Annotated in this window: 18 protein-coding genes; 7 read left to right on the forward strand and 11 right to left on the reverse strand. The window is 69.8% G+C overall.

Annotated elements, in window-relative coordinates; all coding sequences use genetic code 11:
- Positions 1-128 precede the first annotated feature (128 nt).
- The 4 genes from K343_RS0112990 to K343_RS0113005 all read right to left on the reverse strand — a co-directional run bounded on the left by K343_RS0112990 (position 129) and on the right by K343_RS0113005 (position 5,977).
- Entirely contained in the window at positions 129-2,615 is a 2,487-nt protein-coding gene (locus tag K343_RS0112990; protein WP_028008454.1) for an acyl-CoA dehydrogenase, read from the reverse strand.
- A 42-nt stretch (positions 2,616-2,657) separates the two neighbouring features.
- A complete protein-coding gene (locus K343_RS0112995; protein ID WP_028008455.1) occupies positions 2,658-3,275 on the reverse strand; it encodes a TetR/AcrR family transcriptional regulator in 618 nt (205 codons plus the stop codon).
- Between the two features lie 75 nt (positions 3,276-3,350).
- Positions 3,351-3,740: an RT0821/Lpp0805 family surface protein gene (locus tag K343_RS0113000; protein WP_028008456.1), complete on the reverse strand. Its 390-nt coding sequence runs from the start codon at positions 3,738-3,740 to the stop codon at positions 3,351-3,353.
- A 68-nt stretch (positions 3,741-3,808) separates the two neighbouring features.
- On the reverse strand, positions 3,809-5,977 hold the full coding sequence (locus K343_RS0113005; RefSeq protein WP_028008457.1) for a prolyl oligopeptidase family serine peptidase: 2,169 nt from the start codon (positions 5,975-5,977) through the stop codon (positions 3,809-3,811).
- 283 nt (positions 5,978-6,260) lie between these two features.
- On the opposite strand from K343_RS0113005, the gene K343_RS23470 reads away from it, so the two are divergent.
- A complete protein-coding gene (locus K343_RS23470) occupies positions 6,261-7,400 on the forward strand; it encodes an OmpA family protein (protein WP_051278350.1) in 1,140 nt (379 codons plus the stop codon).
- Between the two features lie 86 nt (positions 7,401-7,486).
- Here K343_RS23470 and K343_RS0113015 read toward each other — a convergent pair whose 3' ends face one another.
- Positions 7,487-9,262, reverse strand: a complete 1,776-nt coding sequence (locus K343_RS0113015) for a patatin-like phospholipase family protein (RefSeq protein ID WP_028008458.1) — start codon at positions 9,260-9,262, stop codon at positions 7,487-7,489.
- Between the two features lie 354 nt (positions 9,263-9,616).
- On the opposite strand from K343_RS0113015, the gene K343_RS23475 reads away from it, so the two are divergent.
- Positions 9,617-11,431, forward strand: a complete 1,815-nt coding sequence (locus K343_RS23475) for a translocation/assembly module TamB domain-containing protein (protein WP_051278352.1) — start codon at positions 9,617-9,619, stop codon at positions 11,429-11,431.
- 65 nt (positions 11,432-11,496) lie between these two features.
- Entirely contained in the window at positions 11,497-12,120 is a 624-nt protein-coding gene (locus tag K343_RS0113025; RefSeq protein WP_028008459.1) for a YdbL family probable chaperone protein, read from the forward strand.
- A 63-nt stretch (positions 12,121-12,183) separates the two neighbouring features.
- Here the strand turns inward: K343_RS0113025 and K343_RS0113030 are convergent, their stop codons facing one another.
- From K343_RS0113030 to K343_RS0113040, 3 genes are all read right to left on the reverse strand, one after another.
- Positions 12,184-14,130, reverse strand: a complete 1,947-nt coding sequence (locus tag K343_RS0113030; protein WP_028008460.1) for a M2 family metallopeptidase — start codon at positions 14,128-14,130, stop codon at positions 12,184-12,186.
- Positions 14,131-14,143: 13 nt separating this feature from the next.
- Complete coding sequence (locus tag K343_RS0113035; RefSeq protein ID WP_028008461.1) at positions 14,144-15,652, reverse strand: peptide MFS transporter; 1,509 nt, start codon at positions 15,650-15,652, stop codon at positions 14,144-14,146.
- Between the two features lie 104 nt (positions 15,653-15,756).
- Positions 15,757-16,269: a DUF4112 domain-containing protein gene (locus K343_RS0113040; RefSeq protein WP_084615876.1), complete on the reverse strand. Its 513-nt coding sequence runs from the start codon at positions 16,267-16,269 to the stop codon at positions 15,757-15,759.
- A 110-nt stretch (positions 16,270-16,379) separates the two neighbouring features.
- Here K343_RS0113040 and plsB point away from each other — a divergent pair, with 110 nt between their 5' ends.
- A complete protein-coding gene (gene plsB / locus K343_RS0113045; protein ID WP_028008463.1) occupies positions 16,380-18,977 on the forward strand; it encodes a glycerol-3-phosphate 1-O-acyltransferase PlsB in 2,598 nt (865 codons plus the stop codon).
- A gap of 49 nt (positions 18,978-19,026) precedes the next feature.
- The gene (bamJ, locus tag K343_RS0113050) at positions 19,027-19,770 is read left to right on the forward strand and encodes a BamJ family beta-barrel-assembly machinery protein (RefSeq protein ID WP_028008464.1); all 744 of its coding nucleotides are present in this window, start codon (positions 19,027-19,029) and stop codon (positions 19,768-19,770) included.
- A gap of 233 nt (positions 19,771-20,003) precedes the next feature.
- Here bamJ and K343_RS0113055 read toward each other — a convergent pair whose 3' ends face one another.
- Both K343_RS0113055 and K343_RS0113060 read right to left on the reverse strand, forming a co-directional pair.
- Positions 20,004-20,468, reverse strand: coding sequence for a GNAT family N-acetyltransferase (locus K343_RS0113055; RefSeq protein WP_028008465.1), 465 nt, complete (start codon positions 20,466-20,468; stop codon positions 20,004-20,006).
- Entirely contained in the window at positions 20,465-21,934 is a 1,470-nt protein-coding gene (locus K343_RS0113060; protein WP_028008466.1) for a RimK family ATP-grasp domain-containing protein, read from the reverse strand. Before K343_RS0113060 ends, K343_RS0113055 begins: the two co-directional genes overlap by 4 nt.
- A 170-nt stretch (positions 21,935-22,104) precedes the next feature.
- Between K343_RS0113060 and K343_RS0113065 the strand changes: the two genes are divergently transcribed.
- Positions 22,105-23,133: an SPOR domain-containing protein gene (locus tag K343_RS0113065; RefSeq protein ID WP_028008467.1), complete on the forward strand. Its 1,029-nt coding sequence runs from the start codon at positions 22,105-22,107 to the stop codon at positions 23,131-23,133.
- 7 nt (positions 23,134-23,140) lie between these two features.
- On the opposite strand, the gene K343_RS0113070 is transcribed toward K343_RS0113065, so the two are convergent.
- Positions 23,141-24,205 (reverse strand): NADH:flavin oxidoreductase/NADH oxidase, encoded by a 1,065-nt coding sequence (locus K343_RS0113070; RefSeq protein ID WP_028008468.1) that lies wholly within the window; start codon positions 24,203-24,205, stop codon positions 23,141-23,143.
- A gap of 195 nt (positions 24,206-24,400) precedes the next feature.
- On the opposite strand from K343_RS0113070, the gene gltP reads away from it, so the two are divergent.
- Complete coding sequence (gltP, locus tag K343_RS0113075; RefSeq protein ID WP_028008469.1) at positions 24,401-25,690, forward strand: glutamate/aspartate:proton symporter GltP; 1,290 nt, start codon at positions 24,401-24,403, stop codon at positions 25,688-25,690.
- Positions 25,691-25,715: the final 25 nt, after the last annotated feature.

A 25,715-nucleotide genomic window follows, 5' to 3' on the forward strand; every position in this document is an offset into this window, starting at 1 on the left:
AGCGGCGCCAGCACGGAGGCGCAGCGCATGCGGCGGACGTCCCGTCCGCGCTTGCGGACGCCGCGAAGCGGCGGCTACGACCCGCCGGTCAGCCGCATTCCGCTGAACGCCGTGTCGAACCTCAACCGCTAGGCGACGCGCGCCAGCAGGCCGGCCGCCTCGATCGCGGCAGCGGCCTCGGCGGCGAAGTCGCCGGCGAGGTACTCCTTGCTGAAGTCGTCGGTCAGGATGACGTCGTAGCGGGCGGCGTCGTAGGCGCGTGCCTGCGCGACCTCCTCGGCGCTGAGCAGGCCGCGGCGGAGCGCGTCGTCGAGCCGCGCGGCGACCGTGTCGCCGACGATCGCACCCTTGTTGGCGAGCCGGAAATACTTCACGTAGGCCGCCTCGCTGCTCAGACCGACGCGCCAGGCGTGCTCCATGCGGCCGATCGGATCACGCTCGCCGCCGTTCTTGAAGACCAGCCACGACAGGCGCTCGCGCACGTCGCTGGGCTCAAGCAGCAGATCCGCGACGCGCGCGTTGACCCGGTCGCTGACCGGATGGAAGCGATTGCCGAGCGGAAACACCACGACACGCAGCAGACCGCGCGCCCAGGCGACCGGAAAGTTGCGAATGAAGCCGTCGAAGGCGTGCCCGATCTCCGACAGGCAATGGTCCAGCGCCCAGCGCGCGTGCGCGCGCTCGGCCTCGCTCTTACTGCCTTCGTAGTAGAACTTCAGCACGCAGGACGCGATGTAGAGCTGCGACAGCACGTCGCCGAGCCGCGCCGACAGGCGTTCCTTGAACTTCAGCTTGCCGCCGAGCGTGCCCATCGTCAGATCGGATGCAAAGGCCAGCGCCGCCGACATCCGCTCCAGCTGCCGGAAGTGCGGCGCGAACTCGCCCAGCACCGGTGCGCGCGCCAGCCGCGCGCCGCTCAGCGCCAGCGTGAAGGCGCGCACGGCGCGATTGATCGCGAAGCCGAGGTGTCCGAACAGCAGCTTGTCGAACTTGACGAGGTCGTTCTCGCGCGCGGCCTCCATCTCGGGGAACACGTACGGATGGCAGCGGATCGCGCCCTGGCCGTAGATCATCAGATTGCGCGTCAGGATGTTCGCGCCTTCGACCGTGATCGCCACCGGCGTCGCCTTGTAGCCGGTCGCCATGAAGTTGCGCGGTCCCTGCTGGATGCCCTTGCCGCCGAGCACGTCCATGCCATCGTTGATGATCTTCCGCATCAGCTCGGTCATGTGGTACTTGGCGATCGCCGTGGTCACGCCGGGCGCGCAGTGATCGACGGCCGACGCGGTCAGCACACGCATCGCTTCGAGCGTATAGGCGTAGCCGGCGATGCGGCCGCTCGCCTCCTGCACGCCTTCGAACTTGCCGACCGGGACCTTGAACTGGCGGCGGAAACGCGCGTAGACGCCGGTCATGCGGTAACCGACCTGGCCGGCGGCGGTCGCCAGCGCCGGCAGCGAGATGCCGCGGCCCGCCGACAGACACTCGGTCAGCATGCGCCAGCCCTTGCCGGCCATCGCCGGGCCACCGATGACCGCATCGATCGGCACGAACACATCGCGGCCGTGGATCGTGCCGTTCATGAACGCGGCGCCCGGATAGTGGCGGCGGCCGATGTGCACACCCGGCGTCGTCGCCGGCAGCAGCGCGCAGGTGATGCCGAGATCGCCGTCCTTGGCGAGCTTGCTCATGTCGCCGAGCAGGCCGTCCGGATCGCGCAGCTTGAACGCCAGGCCGATCACCGTCGCGACCGGCGCCAGCGTGATGTAGCGCTTCGAGAAGGTTAGGCGGATGCCGAGCGTCTTCTTGCCGTCGATTTCACCATAGCCGACGTAACCGACGTCCGGCATCGCCGTCGCATCGGAGCCGACTTCCGGGCCGGTCAGGCCGAAGCACGGAATCTCGCTGCCGTCGACGAGACCGGGCAGCCATTTCTTCTTCTGCTCGTCGGTGCCGTAATGCATCAGCAGCTCGCCCGGACCGAGCGAGTTCGGCACCATCACCGTCACCGCCAGCGTGATCGACTTGGTGGCGAGCTTGGTGACGACCGCCGACTGCGCGTTGGCCGAGAAGCCGAGGCCGCCGTACTCCTTCTTGATCAGCATCGAGAAGAACTTCTTCTCGCGAATGTAGTCCCAGGCCGCCTTCGGCAGATCCTTGGCCTCGTATTCGATCTGCCAGTCGTCGCACAGCTTGCACAGCACCTCGCACTCGTGGTCGAGGAAGGCCTGCTCCTCGGCCGTCAGCCGCGTGTACTGGAAGCTCAGCAGCTTTTCCCAGTCCGGGCGGCCGCGGAACATTTCCGCCTCCCACCAGATGTCGCCGGACTCCAGCACCTCGCGCTCCGTCGAGGACATCTCCGGCTGCACCTTCTTGAAGATCGCGAAGATCCAACCGCTCAGCACGGCACGGCGCAGCGGCAGCACGTTGAGCAGCAGCGCCAGCACTCCGAACGCGGCGCTGCACACGAGCAAGGCCGTCGCCCCGAGCGCGGACGCGAAGCCGAGCGCTGCGAGCAGCAGCGCCACGGCCACGGTCCAGACGAACAGCGGCGCGCCGATGAAAGCCAGGCACCAGGCCGCGACCAGGAACAGCACCACGATGAGCGTCGTCATCTTCAGCCTCCTGCGACAAAGCCCCGCGGCGCGGAGCGGCGTCTAGGCGGGCGGGTCGCCGTCGTCGTCGGGCGGCGCCTCGCGCGGGATCAGCACCTTGATCATGAGCTTCACGTACTCGCTGAACTCAGCGCCGGTCGGCATCAGCTCCGGCGTGTCGCGGCCGATCTGCAGATTGCCCATGAACGTGGCATAGGCGAATCGTGCCCAATGCGCCGCTGAAGCTTCGCTGAAGCCCAGGGCACGATAGCACTCGAACAGATACTGCATGCGCCGCTCGGACACCCGGCGCACGAAGCTCTGCACCATCGGCTTGTCCTCGGCGGCGGCGATCGCCAGGTACAGGCGCCCGGCGCGATAGCTGGCGTTGGCCGCCTTGAACAGCTTGACGATGCGCTGGTACGGATCGGGCTCGGGGCCGATGCGCGCGACGATGTCGTCGGTCTCGGCGCGCTCCCAGCGTTCGAGCGCGGCACACAGCAGCGCGTCGCGATTCTCGAAATGCCAGTAGAACGAACCCTTGGTCACACCGAGGCGGCGTGCGAGCGGTTCGACTGCGACCGCGTCGAAGCCGCTTTGCGCGATCACCTCGAGCGCCGCCTCGGCCCAGGCATCGGCGGTGAGGCTCTGCTTCGGTTCGACGGGAGCGGCAGGCGACATGGACGGGCGGACGAGATCAGAGGCCGGCCAGTCTATCCATACGCTTGCGTATGGGGCAAGCGCGACGCGCTCGCTTCAGCGCGTGAAGCCCGGCGGACGCGTGAACTTCCAGCGGCCGTCGCTCGCCTTGCAGAGGTAATAGCGCCCCTGCTCCTCGCGACCGCCGGCCTTCAGCGTCATGCGCGCCTCGCGGCAGTCGAGATCGACGAGCGCGTCGTGATAGGAGCGAATCGGTTCGAACACGCCGCTGGCGCCACTCTGCGCGCTCGCCCACTCGCGTGCTTCGCCGTCGGCGGCCTGATCGAGCGCGGCGCGAAATGCCGCCGCCGCCTCGCGCTTGTCGTCCGTGCTCATCGACGCCAGCACCGAGCTGCGCAGGAAGTTGAGGTTCTGCGCCGCCGCCGGCAGCGCGGCGGCCAGTATCAAGAGCGCGGCGGCGCGCGCCAGCTTGCGTGTTCCGATCATCCCCTGCTCCGAGTGCGGGACCGTCCCGCGTCGCGGCGATGATATCGCAGGGCCCCGCCGCGACTTCGCTACCGCGTGAAGCGCAGCAGGAACGCAAGCTTGTCGGCCTCTTCCTCGATCAGCTTGCCGATCGGCTTGCCGGCGCCGTGGCCGGCGTTGACGTCGATGCGGATCAGCGCCGGACGCGCACCGAGCACGCCATCCGGCGCGACCGCCGCCTGCAGCGCCGCCGTGTACTTGAACGAATGCCCGGGCACGACGCGATCGTCGTGGTCGGCGGTGGTCACCAGCACCGCCGGGTAGCGCACACCGGACCTGATGTTGTGATACGGCGAGTAGGCGTAGAGCGTGCGAAAGCCCGCTTCGGTCTCGGCCGTGCCGTAGTCGCCGGCCCAGGCCCAGCCGATCGTGAACCTGTGATAGCGCAGCATGTCCATCACGCCGACCGCCGGGAACGCGGCGGCGAACAGCTCCGGATGCTGGTTCACGGTCGCGCCGACCAGCAGGCCACCGTTCGAGCGCCCGCCGATCGCCAGATGCGCCGGCGCGGTCCACTGCTGCTCGATGAGGTACTGCGCGGCCGCGGCGAAGTCATCGAAGACATTCTGCTTGCGGTCGAGCGTGCCGGCCTCGTGCCAGGCCTTGCCGTACTCGCCGCCGCCGCGCAGGTTGGCGAGCGCGTAGACGCCGCCGCGCTCCATGAACACAAGGTTGGGGACCGAGAACTCCGGCGTCTTGGAAATCTCGAAGCCGCCGTAACCGAACAGCAGCGTCGGGTTCCTGCCGTTGCGCTTGAGGCCCTTCTTGTAACTGATGAACAGCGGAATGCGCGTGCCGTCCCTGGACTTGTAGAACACCTGCTCGGTGACGTAGTCGGCCGGATCGAAGTTCAGGCGGATCGGCTGGAAGACCTTGCCGCTGCGCCCGGCCAGGTCGTAGACATAATTGGTCGCCGGCTGGTTGAACGACGTGTAGGCGTAGAACAGCAGCGGATCGCCGGCCTGCCCCGACAGCTGGATGCCGCCGAGCGGTAGGTCCGGCACGCTGCCGAGGCCCGGCAGCGCGATCTCGCCCTGCGCCTTGCCGTCGAGGCCGTAGCGCAGCAGGCGCGAGGTCGCGTCATGCATGTACAGCGCGACGAGCCCGTCGCCCGCCATCAGCGCCGACTGCAGCGTGTCGGCGCTCTCCGGCACCACGCTCTTCCACTCCGCGGCCGCCGGCTTGCCGAGTTCGATGGCGACGATGCGGCCGCGCGCCGCGTCGCGGCTGGTCCGTACGTACAGCGTGCTGCCGCGATTGCCGAGCACCGTGTACTCGGCCTCGAAGTCGTCGACCAGCTTCACGAACGGCGCCGCCAGCGACGGCGCCTCGGCCGTGCCGAGATCCTTGACCCACAGCGCGTTTTCGTTGCCGGAACCGCGGCTGACGTAGACGACGAGATAGCGGCCGTCGTCGCTGACCTCGGCGCCCCAGCCCCATTGCGGTTCGGCCGGGTTCTCGGCGACCAGCAGGTCCTCGGCCTGCGCCGTGCCGAGACGATGGTAATAGAGCTTCTGGTGGGCCAGCTCGTCGAACGTGCCGGGCGTGCCGCCGGCCGGCGGCAGCGGATAGCGCGAATAGAAGAATCCCTTGCCGTCGCGCGTCCAGGCGATGCCGGAAAACTTGATGCGGGTCAGCCGGTCGTCGGTGTCGACGCCGTCGGCGACACGGCGCACGCGGAACTCGTTCCAGTCCGAGCCGGCCGCCGCCGTCGCGTACGCCAGGTACGCCCCGTCCGGGGACGGCTCGTACTGCGTCAGCGCCACGGTGCCGTCGGCCGACAGCGTGTTGGGATCGAGCAGCACGCGCGGCTTGCCGTCACCGCCGTCGACATACAGCACCGACTGGTTCTGCAGCCCGTCGTTGCGGCCGTAGAACAGCTTGCCGGCCTTGCGCCGCGGCAGGTCGTAGCGCTCGTAGTTCCACAGCGCGCCGAGCCGCTGGCGCAGCGCTTCACGCTCCGGCAGCGCGGCGAGATACGGCAGGCTCAGGGCGTTCTCGGCCGCGACCCAGGCGCGCGTCTGCGGCGAGTCGACGTCTTCGAGCCAGCGGTACGGATCGGCGACCTTGGTGCCGAAGTAGTCGTCGACCACCGTGCCACGCGGTGCGACCGGATATTTCTGCGTCTGCGCCACGGCGCCCGTATTCATCATCAATCCGCAACCCAGCGCCACCAGCGCCCGCATCCAATTGTTCACGCCCGTCTCCACCCGCCGGCCATCGTGTCGCGCCAGATGGTACGAAAGGCGCGGCCACGGCCGATACGGGAAACACCCGCGGTGTCGTGAAGATTTGCGATCCGCCGGCAATCTTCACGGACTCGCCCGCCGGCTTGCCAATCGTCAAGATTCAGCCTAGGTTCATGGCCCCGAACCAAGATGCACCCGGCCACGCAAGGGAGCACTCGCGCCACTGGCGGTTGATCACGCGTAGTGGGTCCGCGGTCGCTTTCTTCGTCCCACCGACCTGAGGAAAGCAAGAATGAAAATGACGCACAAGGTTCTCGCCGCGGCACTGATCGCCGGCACGGCGCAGGCCGCCCACGCCGACAACACCCCGTACATGGGCATCCAGGGCACCTACCTGTTCCCCGATGCCGTCTACAACGACGACGACGGGCTCGGCGCCACGCTGCTGTTCGGTTTCCCGACCGGCGAATACTTCGCCCCGGAAATCAATCTTTTCGGCCTGCGCGCCGGTCATGACTACGATGGCGGCACCGATCGCAAGTGGGGCGGCGGCCTGGACTTCGCGGTCTATCCGTTCGCGCGCTCGTCGTGGTTCTCGCCGTTCCTGCTGCTCGGCGGCGGCGCCCAGTACGAGGACCGCAGCGTCAACGAACACACCTACGGCTACGCCAACGCCGGCGGCGGCTTCCTGATCAGCCTCAACGAAAGCAAGACCGCGGCGATCCGCGTCGACGCCAAGCGCTACTGGGTGTTCGACGGCGACACCGACCCGTCGCGCGATCATCTGATGGACACGCGCATCAGCGCCGGCGTGCAGTTCGCGCTCGGCAAGAAGGACGAAGTGCCTGCCGCCCCGGCACCGGCCGCACCGACGCCGCCGTCCGATACCGACGGCGACGGCGTGCCGGATACCCTCGACCTGTGCCCGGGCACGCCGGCCGGCACCAAGGTCGACGCGCGCGGTTGCCCGCTGCCGCCGCCTCCGCCGCCGAAGGACACGGACGGCGACGGCGTCTACGACAACGTCGACGCCTGCCCGAACACGCCGTACGGCATGAAGGTCGACGCGCGCGGCTGCGCGATCCGCGAAGCCAAGGTCGTGCTGCACGACATCAACTTCGAGTTCGACTCGGCGCGCCTGACCGCGGCGTCGAAGACGCAGCTCGACAAGATCGCGCAGGGCCTCAAGGGCCAGCCGACGATGGGCCTGGTCATCGAAGGCCACACCGACGCGACCGGCTCGGACGCCTACAACCTGAAGCTGTCGAAGCAGCGCGCCGCCGCCGCCAAGACCTATCTCGTCGAGCAGGGCATCGACGCTTCGCGACTGACCTCCGAGGGCTACGGCGAATCCAAGCCGATCGCCAGCAACAAGACCAAGGAAGGCCGCGCCGAGAACCGCCGCGTCGAGTTCAAGGTGACCAAGGAGTAAGCAGCCTCGCGCTGCATACAAAAAGCCCCGGCGTCCGCGCCGGGGCTTTTTCTTTGCCCGATGCCTTTGGCGCCGGCCTTGCCGGCTCAGCGCAGCAACTGCTCACGCAGCGGCGTCAGCTGCTGCAGGGCGTGCTGGTAGCCGCGCTCGACGATCTCGTCCATGCGCTTCCAGTCGAACATGCCGACGCGCGTCACCGGCATGCGCAGATAGGCGTCGGCGCGTGCCGCGCGCTGCGCGACGCCGCTCTCCGAGGTCAGCGTCGCGGTGCGGAACAGGATCGAGAGCAGACGCGGCGCATCGGGATCGCGCAGCCGGAACAGCGCTTCCGGATCAGGCCCGACGACGCCGGGCGCGGCGATGCCGCCCTCGGTGCTGACATCGGAGGCGATGATCGGCCCGCGCTGCAGGTCCTGCATGACGTCGGTCGGCAGGCTGTTGACGACCGCGCCGTCGGCGTACAGCTCGCCGTTGTAGGCGACCGGCGGCGCCACGCCGGGCACCGCCATGCTGGTCGCCGCCCACAGGTACAGCGGCCCGCGGTCCTGCACCGCGGCGCGGCCGCGCGTGAGGTTGGTCGTCACGCAGAAGTACGGCAGCCGCAGCGCCTCGATGCGCTGTTCGCCGAACAGCTCGTGCAGATGGCGGACGAACTTGCGGCCGCGGATCAGCGAGATCGTCGGCAGCACGTAGTCGTTGAGCAGATTGCGCGTGACGAAGGTGTCACGCGCAATCGCCTCGATCTCGTCGAGGCCGCGGCCGCAGGCCAGCAGTGCCGCGAAGAACGCGCCCATGCTCGACCCGCCGGCGACATCGACCGGAATGCCGAGCTCCTGCAGCGCGCGCAGCAGGCCGATGTGCGCGAAGCCGCGCGCGCCGCCGCCGCCGAGCACGACGCCGATGCCGCGCCCGCCGAGCTGACGCGCCAGGCTGGCGAAATCGGCTTCGCGATCGGGACGCAGGTAGTAGTGCGCGCCGGCGCCGCACAGCGCGCGCCAGTCGAGCACCGTCGGCGCCGGGGCCGCGGTGGGACGCATGACGACCAGATCGACCGGCGCGTGCGAGCGGCTCGCGCGCAGCATGTCGATCGTCGCCCCGGCCGCCGCCGGCCGCGCCGCGTCGACGACCACCAGCACGCGATCGGCCTGCGCGATGCAGCGCCGCGTCCAGGCGTCGGCGCGCGGATTGGCGAGATAGACCGTCGGCGTGTCGTGGCGCTCGAAGGCGTTGAGATGCTCGACGAGCTGGCGCTGCGCGGCGCTGCCGGCATCGGCCGCCAGCACGCTGGCGCCCGGGCCGAGTGCCGCGTCGATCGCCGCCGCGTCGGCCAGCCGCGCGCGCCCGCCGCCGAGATGGGCGCACAGGCGCGTCGCCACGGCGCGGGCCGGATCGTCCGGCGTCGCCGCCAGCACCGCCAGCGTGCTGCGCCGCTGCGCGGCGGCCAGCGCATGCGTGCTGTCCATGGCGTTCTGGCGCAGGCGCCGGGTGATGATGCGGGTCAGCTGCAGCATCGCTTCCGGAAACGCCTGCAGCGTCTGCAGCAGCGCAGCGCTCGGCAGGCGCACCAGCACGCTGTCGCGCACCGCGTGCACGTCGGCGCTGCGCGGCTCGCCGAGCACGGCGCTGATCTCGCCGGTCGGATCGAAACGCGGGATGGCGCTGGTCAGGCGCCCGTCGGCGAGCCGTGCCCGCAGGCGGCCGCTGGCGACGATGTAGATGTGGTCGGGCGCCGAGCCGCGCGCGAAGACCTGTTCGCCGCTGGCGACGTCGATCAGCGTCGCATGCGCGGCCAGCGCGTCGATGGCGGCGTCGCTGATGCCGCCGAACAGCGGCGACTGGCGAAGGATGTCGCGGGCGTCCATGGCCGCGCAGTCTAGGGCCTGTCAACGCCAATGGCATCGCGGCGGCGTCGCCCGGCACGCCGCCGGGCGCGGCGCGGGCCGCGCACGTCGGGGATTCCCGAGCAGCGCTCCGCAACGCCGCGTGGCGGCGGTCAGGCGGCCTCCCGAAGAGACCGCCGCCACGCATGATGGCGGCCGCAGCGCGGGCAGTGCGCTTCGCGAACGGCCTCGTCGCTCAGGGACGTTCGTACCTGTCGCGCCTCGCTCCTTTGCGCTGCAGCCGCGGCGATGCCATGCGCGCGAACAGGCGCAGCGCCTGGCGCTGCCGCAGGCCGCGCCGCGTGCGAAGATCGGCAGATGGGCAGGCACCCCGTCATGGCGATCGCATGCGCGCTGCTGCTGGCCGGTGGTCCGGCCGCCGCCGTCGAGCGCATCGAGCTGTCGGTCGGCCGGATCGACGGTCCGGGCCTGCAGCTGCGCGAGCTGCGCGCCGACTGGCAGCCCGGCACCGGCGCCGGCGTGCAGGCCCGTGTCGTGCTGCCGGCGCCGCTCGCCGCGCCGGCGACCGTCCGCCTGCGCTGCGCGCGGCTCGAGATCGGCGACGAAACCTCCTGCCTGCACGGCGAAGCGCGGCTCGACGCCGGCGCCGCGCTGCAGCTGCGCGCCAGCGGCGACCTGCGCTGGCAAGGCCCGGAGCGCTGGCGGCTGCAACTCGCCGCGCTGCAGGCCACGCTCGGCTACAGCAGCGCCGACGGCCGCATCGCCAGCGAGGCCCTGCGCCTCGACGCCAACGGCAGCGCCCTTCAGGACCGCGCCGGGCGGCGCGCGCAGATCGAGCTGCGCGCGAGCAGTGGCCAGGCCTATGTCGAGCCGCTGTTCCTCGATCTCGGCCAGCACCCGCTGCACCTCAGCGCGAGCCTGCGCCAGGCGCCGGGCGGCGTGCGCGTCACGCTCGCGACGCTGTCGCTGACGCTCGGCGGCATCGGCAGCGCGACGCTGGCCGGCGCGCTCGATCCCGCGGCGCCGGCGCAGCATCATCGCCTCGATGTGCGCGCCGAGCTGACGTCGCTGGCGACGGCCGCGGAGCTGTTCGCGCGGCCCTGGCTCGCCGGCACGCGCATCGACGATCTGCAGGCCGGCGGCGGCGCGACGCTGGCGGCGACGGTCGTCGACGCACAGCCGCAGCGCGCCGAACTGCAGCTGCGCGCTGCCGCTTTCGGCAGCGACAAGCTCGGCGGCCGCGTCGACGGCGTCGAGGCCGATCTGCACTGGCGTGCGGACGGCACGCCGCCGCCGTCGCAGCTCGCCTGGACGTCCGGTGCGATCGGCGCGCTGCCGCTCGGCGCCGCCCGGGCCGCGCTGCAACTGCGGCCGCGCGGCCTGGCGCTGCTCGACACGCTGCAGATCCCGATCCTCGACGGCGGCCTGCGCGTCTTCACGCTCGGCCTCGACGGGCTGGGCGGCAGTGCACTGTCGGCCGACTTCGACGCGACGCTCGATCCGATCGATCTCGCCGCACTGTGCCGCGCGTTCGGCTGGCCGGAGTTCGGCGGCCAGATCGGCGGCCGCCTGCCGGGCCTCAGACTGCGTGACCGCGAGCTGCGCTTCGACGGCCAGCTGCGCGCGCAGGCCTTCGACGGCGAACTCACGGTCGACGCGCTGCGCGTGCTCGACCCGCTCGGCGTGCTGCCGCGCGTCAGCGCCGACCTGGCGATCCGCCGTCTCGATCTCGCACAGCTGACCGGCGCGTTCTCGTTCGGGCGCATCGAGGGCCGCCTCGACGGCGACGTGCGCGGCCTGCGCCTGCTCGGCTGGCAGCCGGTGGCGATGGATGCGCATCTCTACACGACACCCGGCGACCGCTCGCGGCATCGCATCTCGCAGCGCGCGATCGACAACATCTCGTCGATCGGCGGCGGCCCGAGCGGCGTGCTGTCGCGCGGCGCGCTGCGCTTCTTCGAGGACTTCGCCTACGACCGCATCGGCTGGCGCTGCCGCCTCGACGACGGCGTCTGCCGCATGGACGGCATCGGCCCCGCCAAGGACGGCCGCGGTTACGTGCTGGTCAAGGGCCGCCTGCTGCCGCGCATCGACGTGGTCGGCTACAACCGCGACGTCGCCTGGGCCACCTTCCTCGCCCAGCTCAAGAGCGTCGCGCAGGCCAACGCCGCGCAGGTGCAGGTGAAGTGAACTTCATTGCCGGCTCAGGTCCGGCGCCTATACTGCGCGGGCCGCCTACGCCAGGGAGATTGCGCATGAAGCCCGTCCGAACCCATTCCGGCCTGATCGCCGCGCTCGCCGGCGCTGCCGTCGCCGCCGCCTGCGTGACGATCAACGTCTACTTCCCCGCCGCCGCCGCCGAGAAGGCCGCCGACCGCATCATCGACGACGTCTGGAGCGCCGCGCCGAAGGCGCCGGCGACGACGCCCGAAGCCGCGCCCTCGCCGCAGAGCGCACTGCCGGCCGCGCAGCACGTGGCGCTCGCCGTGCTCGATTGGCTCGTGCCGCCGGCGCAGGCCCAGCAGCAGCCGAACCTCGATCTGTCGTCGCCGGAGATCAGCCGGCTCAAGACGCAGATGGAGAACCGCTACGCCGACCTCAAGCCGCTGTTCGACGCCGGCACCGTCGGCCTGACGCAGGACGGCTACGTCGCCGTGCGCGATCCGAACGCGGTGCCGCTCGCCAGCCGCAACACGGTGCGCACGCTGGTCGCCAACGAGAACGCCGACCGCGCGGCGCTGTATCGCGAGATCGCCACCGCCAACGGCCAGCCGCAATGGGAAAGCCAGATTCGCGGCGTGTTCGCGCAGCGCTGGATCGCCAAGGCGCAGCCCGGCTGGTGGTACCAGGCCGCCGGCGGCCAGTGGCAGCGCAAGTAAACGCAGCGCACCACGAAAAAGGCGGCCGTCGGGCCGCCTTTTTCGTGTGCCGCTTCCGCGCGTTCAGGTCTTGCCCGCCTCGCCCTGCCAGCCGCAGGCCAGGCCCTCGTTTTGCTGCTTGAGGTAGTTCATCAGCGGCTGGAAGTACTCGATCAGCGCCGAGGCGTCCATCTCGCGCTGGCCGGTCAGCTTCTCGAGCGTGTCCTGCCAGGGCTGCGAGGCGCCGGCCTTGAGCATCTCCATGTACTTCGCGCCGGCCGCCTTGTTGCCGTAGATGTCGCATTCGTACAGCGGGCCGTCGAAGACGGCGGCGTCGCACAGCGCCTTCTGGAACTGGAACTGCAGCACGAAGGCGAGGAAGTAGCGCGTGTACGGCGTGTTGCCCGGAATGTGGTACTTGGCGCCCGGATCGAAGTCGTCGGCCGCGCGCGCGACCGGCGCGCTGACGCCCTGATAGGCCTCGCGCAGCTGCCACCAGCCCTCGTTGTACTGCGCCGGCTTGATGTCGCCGGCGAACACCTTCCAGCGCCACTGATCGACCAGCTTGCCCCACGGCAGGAAGGTGATCTTGTCGAGCGCCAGCTTCATCTGCGCATTGATCAGCGCCCGCTCATCGGTCTTCTGTTCCGGCACCAGACCGATCTTGGCGAGATGCGCCGGCGTCAGCGACAGCGTGATGGTGTCGCCGATCGCCTCGTGGAAACCGTCATGCGCCGCGTTCTGGAAGATCGGCGGCAGCGCGTTGTACATCAGGTCGTAGTAGATGTGACCCATCTCGTGGTGGATCGTGAACAGATCCTCCTCGCGCGGCTCGATGCACATCTTGATGCGCACGTCGCCCTGCATGTTCATGTCCCAGGCGCTGGCGTGGCAGACCACGTCGCGGTCGCGCGGCCGCAGCAGCATCGACTTCTCGTAGAACGAGGCCGGCAGCGGCGGGAAGCCGATCGAGGTATAGAAATCCTCGGCGATCCTGGTCGTCTCGAGCGCGAACTGCGCGTCGGCCTGATGCGCAAGCTCGGCGAGTTCGAGTGCGGTCGGCGCGCCCTTGGCGGCGGCGATCAGCTTCCGGTAGTCGGCGTCGCGACGCTGGCGCAGCGCGGCGCTGACGTCGAGCGAGCCGGCGCCGCCCTTGTCGGCGAGCGGATACGGCTCGACCAGCGGATAGATATTGCTCCACTGCTGCGCCCACATATTGCCGAGCAGGTGGGCCGGAATCAGGCCGTCCTTCGGCACCACGGCGTCGCCGTACCTGCCGTTGAGCTTGGCCCGCACATCGCAGTGCAGCGCTTCGTACAGCGGCTGCAGCTGCGTCCACAGCTTTTCGACGGTCTGCTCGAACTCGGCCGGGCTCATGTCGTAGCCGGCGCGCCACATCTCGCCGAGATTGGCGAAGCCGAGTTCGCGGGCGCCCTCGTTCGACAGCTCGACGAACTTCTCGTAGTCCGGCTTGATCGACTTGGCGGTCTCGTGCCAGCCGGCCCAGGCGGCCGCGCGCTCCTGCGGCGTGCGCGCCGGATCGTCGATGATCTTCTCGATATCGCTCAGATTCAGGCACGGCGCGCCCGGCTGCGGGCACCACTTGCCGGCGCCGTAGTTCGCTTCCATGTGCGCGAGCACGCGCGTCAGCTCGCCGCGCTTGGCGGCGTCGTTCGGTGCCGGATTGGCGGTCGACAGCTTCAGCAGCAGCATGCCGCGCGCCGTGTCCTTGCCCATCTCCACGCCGTTGAAGCGCTTGGACTCGTCGAGCTTTCTGCCGAGGTAGCCCAGCCACTCGTCGTTGGCGCGCGACGACAGCATCTGCGTGTCGTCGTTGATGAAGGTCGCCTGCGTCCACTGCGCGGCGCTCAGGTACGGAATGAACTGGCGGTAGTCGTCATTGACGCCGGCCATGAAAGCGTCGGCTTCGGCCGGCGTCGCCTTGGCGGCGGACGGCGCGGTGTCCTTGTGTCCGCAGGCGGCGACGAGCGCGGCGGCGGCAAGCGGAATCAGCAGGGTGCGCATCGACATTCTCCCGAAAACTTCACTTTGCGTCCGGCGCTGAGGGCAGCGCCATCAGTTTCTTGACAGGTTTGCTGATCAGCAGCATCAGCCCGCCGACGCCGAGGCCGAGCAGCGCGACGCTGAGGAACTGGTCCGGCATATCCTTGATGTCGCTGCCGCCGACGTGGCCGCCGATCAGGCCGGCGGCGAGATTGCCGACCGCCAGGCCGAGGAACCAGGTGCCCATCAGCTGGCCGACGTAGCGCGGCGGCGCCAGGCGCGTGACGTTCGACATGCCGACCGGCGCCAGGCACAGCTCGCCGGTCGTGTGCAGCAGATAGGTCAGCAGCAGCCAGGTCGGCGCGACCTTGGCGCCGCTCGTCACGCACAGCTGCGCCGCGAACATGATGACGATGAAGCCGAGGCCCATCTGGATCAGGGCGAGGCCGAACTTGGCCGGCGCCGAAGGATCGAGGTTGCGGCGCCCGAGCCGCACCCACAGCGCCGCGAAGAACGGCGCGAACAGGATGATGTAGACCGGGTTCGCCGCCTGGTACCACGACGCCGGATGCTCGCCGCTCGGAAACCACGAACCGAGCAGCGCGCGGTCCGTGTAGTCCTGCGCGAACAGGTTCAGCGAGGTCGCCGCCTGCTCGAAGCCGGCCCAGAAGGTCGCCGAGCTGAGAAACAGGATCGCGATCACGGCGACGCGGCCGCGTTCGACGCGCGTCAGGTCGGCAAACAGCAGCATGTAACCGAAAAAGCCGATGGCGACCGCCGCCATCGCCACGCCGGCCATCTTGGCGAGATCGCTGGGGCCCACCGGCACGAGGCCGCTGGCGAGCACCGCGACCACCGCGAGCAGCGCCGCCGCCGCGATCGCCAGCAGGCGCCAGCCGGCGCGTCGCTGCTCCGGCGTGCCGGCTGGCGCGAGCCCGCCCGAACCGAGGTAGTGCTCGGTCAGCCGGTACTGGATGACGCCGCCGAGCATGAACACGCCGGCGGCACCAAAGCCGAGCCGCCACGACCAGTTCTCGCCGATCGTGCCGACCACGAACGGCGCGATCGCCGCGCCGAGGTTGATGCCCATGTAGAAGATCGAGAAGCCGGCATCGCGGCGCGCGTCGGCATTGCCCTCGTAGAGCGTGCCGACCAGCGCCGACACATTGGGCTTGAGCAGGCCGACGCCGACGACGATGATCGCGAGGCCGACGAAGAACAGCGCCGCCGGACCGGGAATCGCCAGCGCGAAGTTGCCGGCGGCGATGAACAGGCCGCCCCAGAACACCGCGCGGCGGCTGCCGATCAGGCGGTCGGCGATCCAGCCGCCGGGCAGCGAGAACAGATAGACGGCGCCGGTATAGAGACCGTAGATGGCACCGGCTTCCTCGCGCGTCAGGCCGAGGCCCGGATTGACCTCGGTCGCGGCGGCAGCGAGGAAGAAGACGAGGATTGCGCGCATCCCGTAGTAGGTGAAGCGCTCCCACATCTCGGTGAAAAACAGCGTCGCCAGGCCACGCGGGTGGCCCAGCCAGGTTTTCTCGCTCATCAACGACCTCGTCAGAGAAGCGGCGCGTGCGGCGCGCGGATCGCGCGCGATGCGGCTTCAGGTTTTCGCAAACCGCCGCACTATGCCCGCGCCCCGCCGGGTGGTCATCCGGTAAATCCCCCAAGGCGCCAGATCACGGCGCCGGCGAGGACTGCGAGCAGGCCGAGCAATATCCACGCCAGACGCCGCCGCGGGCGCGGCGCGCGCACGCCGAGTTCGGCGTCGAGATGCGCGTGCAGCAGGCGCAGGTTGCGCTGGTTCGACTTGAACGCGAAGTCGGCGAGATCGCCGACCACCGGCACGAAGCCGAGCACGGCATCGAACACGACGTTGCCGGTCATGCGCGCGAGCAGGCCGCGCGGCGCGCGCACGCGCCAGGCCTCGACCACGAAATAGCCGCCGATCAGCGCGCCGGCCAGATCGCCGACCACCGGGATCAGGCCGATCAGCGCTTCAATGCCGATGCGCCAGCGCGTGCCCGGCACGCCGATGCCGCTGTCGAGCCACCACGCGAGGCGATCGAGGCGTGCCCGCGTCGCGTGCAGCGCCGCGTGCCGCGCGGGCGGCGCGATCTCGGCTTCGCGGGCGGGATCGGTCGGGGCGCCAGGGCCTGTCATGTTCGCTTCCGGTAAACTTTTTGCATGATGGCGGAAACGGCGGGCGCGCGAGGCGCGCCTTCCGACGCGCAGCGTCGCGCGACCGCGAACCATTTTATGGAAGGAGTCGCATGCGCGCTCTGCTCAACCGTGTCCTCTACAGCCTGGTGTGGTGGATGTTCCGCCCGTTCTCGGGCCTGGTCCGCTACAAGACCGCGCCGCAGCCGCTGCGCGACGGGCTGAAGATCGATCCGACCAAGCCGGTCGTCTACATCCTCGCCCAGCGCTCCTGGGTCGACATGTTCGTGCTCGAGCGCATCTGCAAGGAGCTGGTGCTGCCGCGGCCGAACCGCACCGGCTCGAACTTCCCGACCGTCGAGCGCGCCGGCGTGGTCTACATGGATGCGCTGCTCGAAACGCGCGTGCGGCCAACCGACCTGACGCGCCTGATCGAGACCGGCATCGCGACCAAGACCTTCGAGGCGCAGCTGGTGCCGGTGTCGATCTTCTGGGGCCGTGACCCCGGCAAGGAAACCAGCCTGTGGAAGCTGCTGTTCGCCGACAGCGTGCAGGCCGGCCGCGTGCGCAAGTTCTTCATCATGCTGTTCAACGGCCGCAACGTGCTGGCGCACTTCGGCCTGCCGTTCTCATTCCGCGAGTACGTCGACCGCGGCCCCGACGCGACGACCTCGATCCGCAAGCTGACGCGCGTCCTGCACTTCCACTTCCTGCGCGCGCGCACCGCGGCGCTCGGCCCGACGCTGCTGCGCCGCGGCGTCGTCATCGACGGCCTGCTGCACAGCACCGAGGTGCAGCGCGCGATCGAGCGCGCCGCCGGCAAGAACGGCATGACGCTGGACAAGGCGCGCGCCCACGCGCGCAAGTGCGCGGAGGAGATCGCCGCCGACTACTCGACGACCAGCATCAACTTCCTTGAGCGCTTCCTGACCTACGTCGTCTTCAAGCGCGTATTCGCCGGCATCGACGTGCAGGGCCTGGAGCGCATGCGCGAGCTGGCGCAGCAGTACGAGCTGGTCTACATGCCCTCGCACCGCTCGCACGCCGACTATCTGCTGGTGTCGTACTCGCTATACCACGCCGGCGTCGTGCCGCCGCACATCGCCGCCGGCGTCAACCTGAATTTCTGGCCGGTCGGCGGCCTGCTGCGCCGCTGCGGCGCGTTCTATCTGCGCCGCAGCTTCTCGGGCGACGCGATCTACACCGCCGTGTTCCGCGCCTACGTCGACGCGCTGATCAAGCGCGGCTATGCGATCGAGTTCTTCCCGGAAGGCGGACGCAGCCGCACCGGCCGCCTGCTGCAGCCGAAAACCGGCCTGCTGTCGATGGTCGTCGAAGCCGGCCTGCGCCAGAACACGCGGCGCCTGGCGATGGTGCCGGTCTACATCGGCTACGACCGCGTCTGGGAAGTCGGCAGCTACACCAAGGAGCTGCGCGGCGGGGCGAAGAGCAAGGAATCCGCCGAAGGCCTGCTCAAGGCCGGCAAGATCCTCGGCAAGTCCTACGGCAAGGCCTACATCAACTTCGGCGAGCCGATCATCCTGCAGGACTACGCCAGCCAGCACCTGCCGGGCTGGCGCGAGGCGATGACGGCCGACGACGAGGCGCTGCCGGAGAACTTCAAGGCCTTCGTCGCGCAACTCGCGCTCGAGAACAGCCGCCGCATCAACGCCGCGGCGGTCGCCAATCCTTCGAGTCTGGCGGCGATCGCGCTGCTCGCCTCGCCGCAGCGCGTGGTCGCGCACGAGGAGTTCATCGAGCAGATCGGCTACCTGATCTGGCTGCTGAAGGGCGAGCCCTACGGGGAGCACCTCTACATTCCGGAAGTCTCGCCGAAGGCGGTCGTCGACTGGAGCGGGCCGATCGCGCAGATCGCGCGCGTGCCGCATCCCTGGGGCGAGCTGCACGGCGTCACCGCGCGCGACGCCGTCGCGCTCACCTACAACCGCAACAACATCCAGCATCTGTTCGCGATCCCGTCCTTGATTGCCAACCTGTTCCGCACCCGGCAGATGCTGTCCGACGAAGCCGTCATCATGGGCGTGCGCGCGCTGTATCCGTTCCTGCGCAACGAATTCTTCCTGCGCTGGCAGCCGGCCGAGATCGAAGGCGTGGCCAAGGCCTGGATCAACGTCATGCTCGGCCTCGGTCTGCTCAGCCGCGAGAACGACCGCCTGCGCCGCCCGGACGCCAACCAGCCGGCGTACTCGACGCTGGCGATGCTCGGCCGCGTGCTCGGCGAGACGCATGAGCGCTACTGCATGACAGCGCTGCTGCTCGCCGACGAGCGCCGCTCGCAGCAGCCGCTCAAGCGCGAACGCTTCGAGGAGGACTGCCGCCTGCTCGCCGAGCGCATGGCGATCCTCACCGGCCGCGACGCGCCCGAATTCTTCGACAAGGCGCTGTTCAAGGGCTACCTCAACACCCTGATCGATGTCGGCCTGGTGACCGTCAGCGCCGACAAGACGCTCGCCGTCGATGCGCGCATCGACCGCATCGCCGAGCGCTCGCTGGAACTGCTGTCCGACGAGGCGCGGCAGATGCTGCTGCAACTGCTGTCGCGGCGGCGCGCCGCCGAGCAGGCGGCGACCGCTCCGGAGGCGGGTGCCGATGCCGCCACGACGGACGAGACGGCGGCTGCCGCGGCCGCCGCGACGGCGCCGGACAGAGGGGAAAACCACCCCGGGACAGGCCCGGAAAAGCCGCTATAATCGAGCGCTACCGGCGCAAATCGCGCCTTTTTCGCATCTGGACGACCCCATGAAGAATTCGTTACGCATGCTGGCCCTCAGCGTCGCCGCCGTCGCGCTCATCGCCGGCTGCGCCAAGAAGGATGACAAGGCCGCCGCCGGCAATGCCGCGCTCGAAACCGACGCGCAGAAGTTCGGCTATGCGATCGGCGTCGATCTCGGCAAGTCGCTGCAGCCGGTCAAGGAAGACGTCGATCTCGCCGCGCTGAAGGCCGGCCTCGACGACGCCTTCGCCGGCACCGCGCCGAAGATGGACGACGCCGCGCGCGAAGAAATCAAGAACACGGTCGCCAAGAAGATGCAGGAGCGCCAGCTCAAGCAGCGCGAGGAGCAGGCGACGAAGAACAAGGAAGAAGGCCAGAAGTTCCTCGAGGAGAACGGCAAGCGTGATGGCGTGAAGACCACCGCCTCGGGCCTGCAGTACGAAGTCATCACCGAAGGCAAGGGCGCCCATCCGAAGGCCACCGACACCGTCACCGTGCACTACAAGGGCACGCTGATCAACGGCGAGGAGTTCGACAGCTCCTACTCGCGCGGCCAGCCGGTCAGCTTCCCGCTCGGCAACGTGATCCCGGGCTGGACCGAAGGCGTGCAGCTGATGACGCCGGGCAGCAAGTACAAGTTCTACATCCCGTCCGACCTCGCCTACGGCGAGCGCGGCGCCGGCGTGAAGATCGGCCCGAATCAGGTCCTGATCTTCGAAGTCGAGCTGCTGTCGGTCGGCGAGCCGAAGGAAGACAAGTCCGCGAAGTAAGCCGGACCGGTCGTGAGAAAACGCCGCCTTCGGGCGGCGTTTTCGTTTGTGGCCCGGCACCGGGAACGCCTGCTGCGCTCGCGTCCTGATCCGTCTTCCCGATTCCGCCTTGCGGCGAGTTCCTTTTCTTCGCCTACAGGCGCCTGCGGTCGGCGCCCAGGCCAAGAAAAGCCGGCGCGCGACGGTGCGCCATCAAAAGTCAGATCAAGCCGCGCACGCCGCGCACCTCGGACTCAGCGCGCGCGTGGCCCCGCCAGAAGCTTGCGCAGCCGCAGCCCGTCTCCGCCGTCGTCGTAATAGCCCGGCAGGCGTTGCCGCTCGGCGTAGCCGAGGCGCGCGTACAGCGCGCGCGCCGCGGCGTTGTCCTCGCGCACCTCCAGCGACACCGCATCGCATCCGCCTTCACGCGCGCCGCGCTCGGCCGCCTGCACCAGGCGACGGCCGAGACCGAGGCCGCGGGCGAGCGGATCGACGACCACCGAATAGATGCGGGCGACCGCACTGCCGCGTCGCGTCAGCAGGATCAGGGCGCCGACGATCCCGTGCGGCGGCGCATCGACGACCCAGACCCGTGCGCTCGGCACGCGCAGGAAACGCCGCACCGAGGCGCGCGACATGCGATCGCCCGGGAAATGGCGCTCGAGATCGAGCAGGCCGTCGACGTCGCCGACCCGCGCACGGCGCAGTCTCGGCTTCACCGCGCCTGCTCACGCGTGCGCTGTTCGAGGCGCTTGATGAAGTATTCCATCACCTTGCGGTACAGCGCTTCCTTGAGAACCAGATCCTCGACGCCGTGGTCGATGTTCGGGTTGTCGTTGACCTCGATGACCTTGACCACCTTGCCGAACTGCTTGAGGTCGACGCCGTAGAGTCCGTTGCCGATCGCGCGCGCCGCCTGCAGCGCGACGTTGAGCACGGCCGCCGGCACGTCCTTGACGTCGAGCGTCTCGTGCCCGCCCTCGACGATGGCGCCGTTGCCGGCGCGCTTGACGACCTGCCAGTGGCCCTTGGCCATGAAGTAGCGGCAGGCGTACAGCGGCTGGCCGTCGAGCACGCCGATGCGCCAGTCGTATTCGGTCGGCTCGTAGGACTGCGCGATGATCAGATCCGAGCGTTCCAGCATTTCCGACGCCGCGCGGCGGAACTCGGATTCGGACTCGACCTTGATCACGCCTTTGGAGAACTGCGAGTCCGGCTGCTTGAGCACGCACGGGAAACCCAGCTCGCGCGCCACCTGCTTGAGGTTGCGCGAATGCAGCAGCACGGTATTCGGCTGCGGAATGCGCAGGCGCTCCATCAGCTGCGCGAGAAAGACCTTGTTGGCGGCACGCAGGATCGACAGCGGGTCGTCGACCACCACCAGCCCTTCGCGCGCGGCACGGCGCGCGAAGCGGTAGGTGTGGTGGTTGACCGCGGTCGTCTCGCGGATGAACAGCGCGTCGAACTCGGCGACGTGGCCGTAGTCGGACTTGTCGATGAACTCAACGTCGAAGCCCAGATCCTCGGCGGCGCGCTCGAAGGACTTCAGCGCACGCGCATTCGACGGCGGCTCCTTCTCGTCCTCGTTGACGAGGATCGCGAGGTCATAGCGCGAGGACTCGCGGCGCACGCGCAGCGGGCGGCGGCGGACGAAGTAATCCTGCGCGGCCTCGTAGAGGAAGGCGTGGTGCGAGCCCGGCACCTCGCCGAGCGCGATCGGCCCGAGCGTGTCGACCCGCCATTCGTCGCCGCGGTAGCTGAACTTGGCCTGCAGCAGCGGCGCCGGAAACTGGTTGAACAGCGCGCGCGCGAGACGCTCGTGACGCTTGGCCATCGAACGGCCGAAGTACACGTTCATCACGTATTCGGCCGAGCCGATGCGCGCCAGCGAATGCTGGATCAGCTCTTCGATCTCGTCATTGAGGATGCGCGGCGATTCGGCGAGCTTGAGATCCTGGATCGTCGTGATTTCCGGCAGCGGCTTGTGGCCGCGCGCGCCGGCGAGCAGGGAGACGTAGTAGCCGGTCGTCTGGTAACCGAACGAGCGGCACAGGTTGTAGACGCGCACCTTGCGCGCGCGCGTCAGGTCCTCATGCGTCAGGTAGTCCCAGGCGGTGACGACCTCGATGCCCGGAATGTTCAGCGGCCAGTCGCCGCGATGGTCGACAACGACGACGCCACTCATGGCGCGTGGCGACGGGGCGCGCCGTCAGGCGGAGGTTCGGAAGGCACGTCGGGCATGGAAAAATGCAACGAAAAGGCGGCCTGAAGGCCGCGGCGCATGCTAGCACCGCGGCCCGCCGGAATCGACGCCGCATTTGCTACCCTCGCCGCCGTTTCGGGAGACGTCACGTGATGCACCGCGCACCGCTGTGGGCCTGGATGCTGGGACTGGTCGCCGCGCCGGCGCTGGCCGACGAGCTGCTGCTCGCGCGCCGGCTCGAGGCGCCGGCCTTCCTCGACGGCGGCGCCGCGCTGCAGCCGCGCCAGGCGCTGGCGGCCGGCAGCCTCGTCGAGACCGGCAGCAGCGGCCGCGTCAGCCTGCAGGCCGCCGGCGGCGGCACGCTGCTGCTCGGCGGCGACGGCCGGCTGCGCTTTACCGGCGGCGAGCCGCCGGACCCGCCGGGCCGCGCCGCGCTGCTGCGCCTGCAGCTCGAAGCCGGCGCCGTGCACGTCGATGCCCGCAAGCCCGACGGCGGCGCGCCCGGCGACATGCGCCTCGCGCAGCGCCATCTGCAGTCGCGCCTGTACGGCGCCGAAGCCTGGGCCGAAACCTCGGCGGCCGGCGACGAGCTGTGCCTGCTGGCCGGCGCCGCCGAGGTGCAGACGCCGGCCGGCCACGAGCGCCTCGACGAGCCCGGGGAATGCCTGCGCTGGACGGCGCGCGGCGGGCAGCGCCTCGGCGTCGCCGAGGTCGGCTCGCTGGCGCCGCGTCTGGCGCGCACCCGCTTCGCCGACGACTACGCGGCGCGCTACGCCGCCGAACAGGCGCAGCGCGACGGCAGTGCGCGGCCGTCGCTGGCGGAGCAGGCCGGCGCGACGCTGGTGGTGTCGGAAGTCGAAGCGACGGCAGTGCCCGCGGCACGCCCCGCGCCGCCGCCGGCCACAGCCCCCGCCGTGCGCGGCCCGACGCGCGGCGGCGAATGGCGGATCGTGCTGGCCTCGCTGCCGGATGCCGCGAGCGCGCAGCGCGCGACGCGGCAGTGGCGCGCGCGCGGCTACGCCGCCGACATGGTGCTGATGCGGGCCGACGGCAAGCCGGTCTATCGCGTGCTCGCCGGCCACCATGCGACGCGCGACGCGGCGCAGCGCTCGCTGGCCAAGGTCCGTCGCGATCCGCCGGCGCAGCAGGCCTGGATCGTGCGCGTGCCCGCCGGCGGCTGAGCCCGGCCTACCAGGCGCGCTGGTACTGGACCGGCGCCTCGATCTTCTGGCGCAGCTCGCCGGCGGCACGGCGCGGCCAGTACGGATCGCGCAGCAGCTCGCGCGCGAGCAGCACGACGTCGGCCTGGCCGGTTCGCACGATGTGGTCGGCCTGCGCCGGTGCCGTGATCAGGCCGACCGCGCCGGTGGCGACGCCGCAGCGGCGGCGGATCTCGGCAGCGAACGGCGTCTGGAAGCCCGGCCCGACCGGAATCTCGGCCTTCGGCAGCGTGCCGCCGCTGGACACGTCGATCAGATCGACGCCTTCGCCGCGGATCGCCTCGACCAGCGCGCAGGACTGCTCCAGATCCCAGCCGCCGTCGGCGGCCCAGTCGGTCGCCGAGATGCGCAGCCACAGCGGCAGGCGCTCCGGCCACACGCCGCGCACGGCGGCGATCACGCGGCGCAGCAGGCGGATGCGGTTGGCGAAGCTGCCGCCGTAGTCGTCGTCGCGGCGGTTCGACAGCGGCGACAGGAACTCGTGCAGCAGGTAGCCGTGCGCGCCGTGGATCTCGGCGAGTTCGAAGCCGGCATCGAGGGCGCGCCGCGCCGCCGCCGCGAACGCCTCGACCAGCGCATCGATGTCGGCGAGCGACATCGCCTGCGGCTCGATGCTGGCGGCGTCGAACGCGAGCGCCGACGGCGCGACCACCGGGCGCCAGCCCCCGTCCGCGGGCGCGACCGGCGCGCCGCCGTGCCACGGCGCGGCGACGCTGGCCTTGCGCCCGGCATGGGCGAGCTGCACGCCGGCGACGGCGCCGGCTTCGCGAATGAAGTGCGTGATCGGCGCCCAGGCCTGCGCCTGCGCCTCGTTCCACAGCCCGGTGTCGGCCGGCGAGATGCGGCCGCGCGCCTCGACCGCGGTCGCTTCGCTGATCACCAGCGCCGCACCGCCGACCGCGCGCGAACCCAGATGCACGAAATGCCACTGGTTCGGCACGCCCTCGTCGGCCGAGTACTGGCACATCGGCGACACGACGATGCGGTTGCGCAGCGTGAGGGACCGCTGCGACAGCGGCGAGAACAGGTTCATGGGGGCTCCGGACCAAGGACGATGAAAGCGGCGATACCGCGCGCGGCACCGTCCGGCATCCTAGCGTCGCGGCGGCGACGGCACCACCGGACGCGCGATTCACAGCGCGCGGACGCAGCGCAGACGGGACGAAATTTGCGTCCGGACCCGCAAGCTTTCTATGGTCCGTCCTTCACGCAAGGAAAACCGCCGCCCATGCACCTGCCCCGTCTCAGCCTCGCCTGGCAAATTCTCATCGCGCTCGCGCTCGGCATCGTCGCCGGCAGCGTGCTGCACGAAATGGGCGGCCCGCGCGACTGGCTGATCACCAACATCCTGACGCCGGCCGGCCAGATCTTCATCCGGCTGATCAAGATGATCGTCGTGCCGATCGTCATCTCCTCGCTGATCGTCGGCATCGCCGGCGTCGGCGACGCCAAGAAGCTCGGCCGCATCGGCTTCAAGACCATCGTCTACTTCGAGGTGATCACCACCATCGCGATCCTCGTCGGCATGCTGTTCGCCGACCTGCTGCAGCCGGGCGTCGGGATCGACATGCAGCAGCTGACGACCGCCGACATCTCGCAGTACCAGAAGACGACCGAGGCCGTTCAGCACGGGCCGCACAGCCTGGTGACGACGATCCTCGGCCTGATCCCGGCCAACGTCTTCGAGGCGATCGCCAAGGGCGAGATCCTGCCGATCATCTTCTTTTCGGTGATGTTCGGCCTCGGCCTCGCGGCGCTTCCGGCCGAGCACCGCGATCCGCTGGTGCAGACCTTCCGCAGCGTCGCCGAAACCATGTTCAAGGTCACCCACATGGTGATGCGCTACGCGCCGGTCGGCGTGTTCGCGCTGATCGCGGTGACGGTGGCGACGTTCGGCTTCGCCTCGCTGCTGCCGCTGGCCAAGCTCGTCGTGCTGGTCTACGCCGCGGTGCTGTTCTTCGCGCTGGTCGTGCTCGGCGCGGTCGCGCGCCTGTTCGGCTTTCGCATCACGCGCCTGATCCGCCTGATCAAGGACGAACTGATCCTGGCGTACTCGACGGCGAGTTCGGAAACCGTGCTGCCGCGGATCATGGAGAAAATGCAGGCCTACGGCGCGCCGCAGCCGATCGCCAGCTTCGTGATCCCGACCGGCTATTCGTTCAACCTCGACGGCTCGACGCTCTACCAGAGCATCGCCGCGATCTTCCTCGCCCAGCTGTACGGCATCGACCTGACGCTGACGCAGCAGATCGTGCTGATCCTGACGCTGATGGTGACGTCGAAGGGCATCGCCGGCGTGCCCGGCGTTTCGTTCGTCGTGCTGCTGGCGACGCTCGGCAGCGTCGGCATCCCGCTCGAAGGCCTCGCCTTCATCGCCGGCGTCGACCGCATCCTCGACATGGCGCGCACGGCACTGAACGTGGTCGGCAACTCGCTCGCGGCGCTGGTCATCGCCAAATGGGAAGGCCAGTACGACGCCGAACGCGGCGCGCGCTACGCGGCGGCACAACTGGGCTGAGCCCGGCCACAGAGCGCTCGTCCGC

The sequence above is a fragment of the Solimonas flava DSM 18980 genome, assembly GCF_000426685.1.
GTDB lineage: Bacteria > Pseudomonadota > Gammaproteobacteria > Nevskiales > Nevskiaceae > Solimonas > Solimonas flava.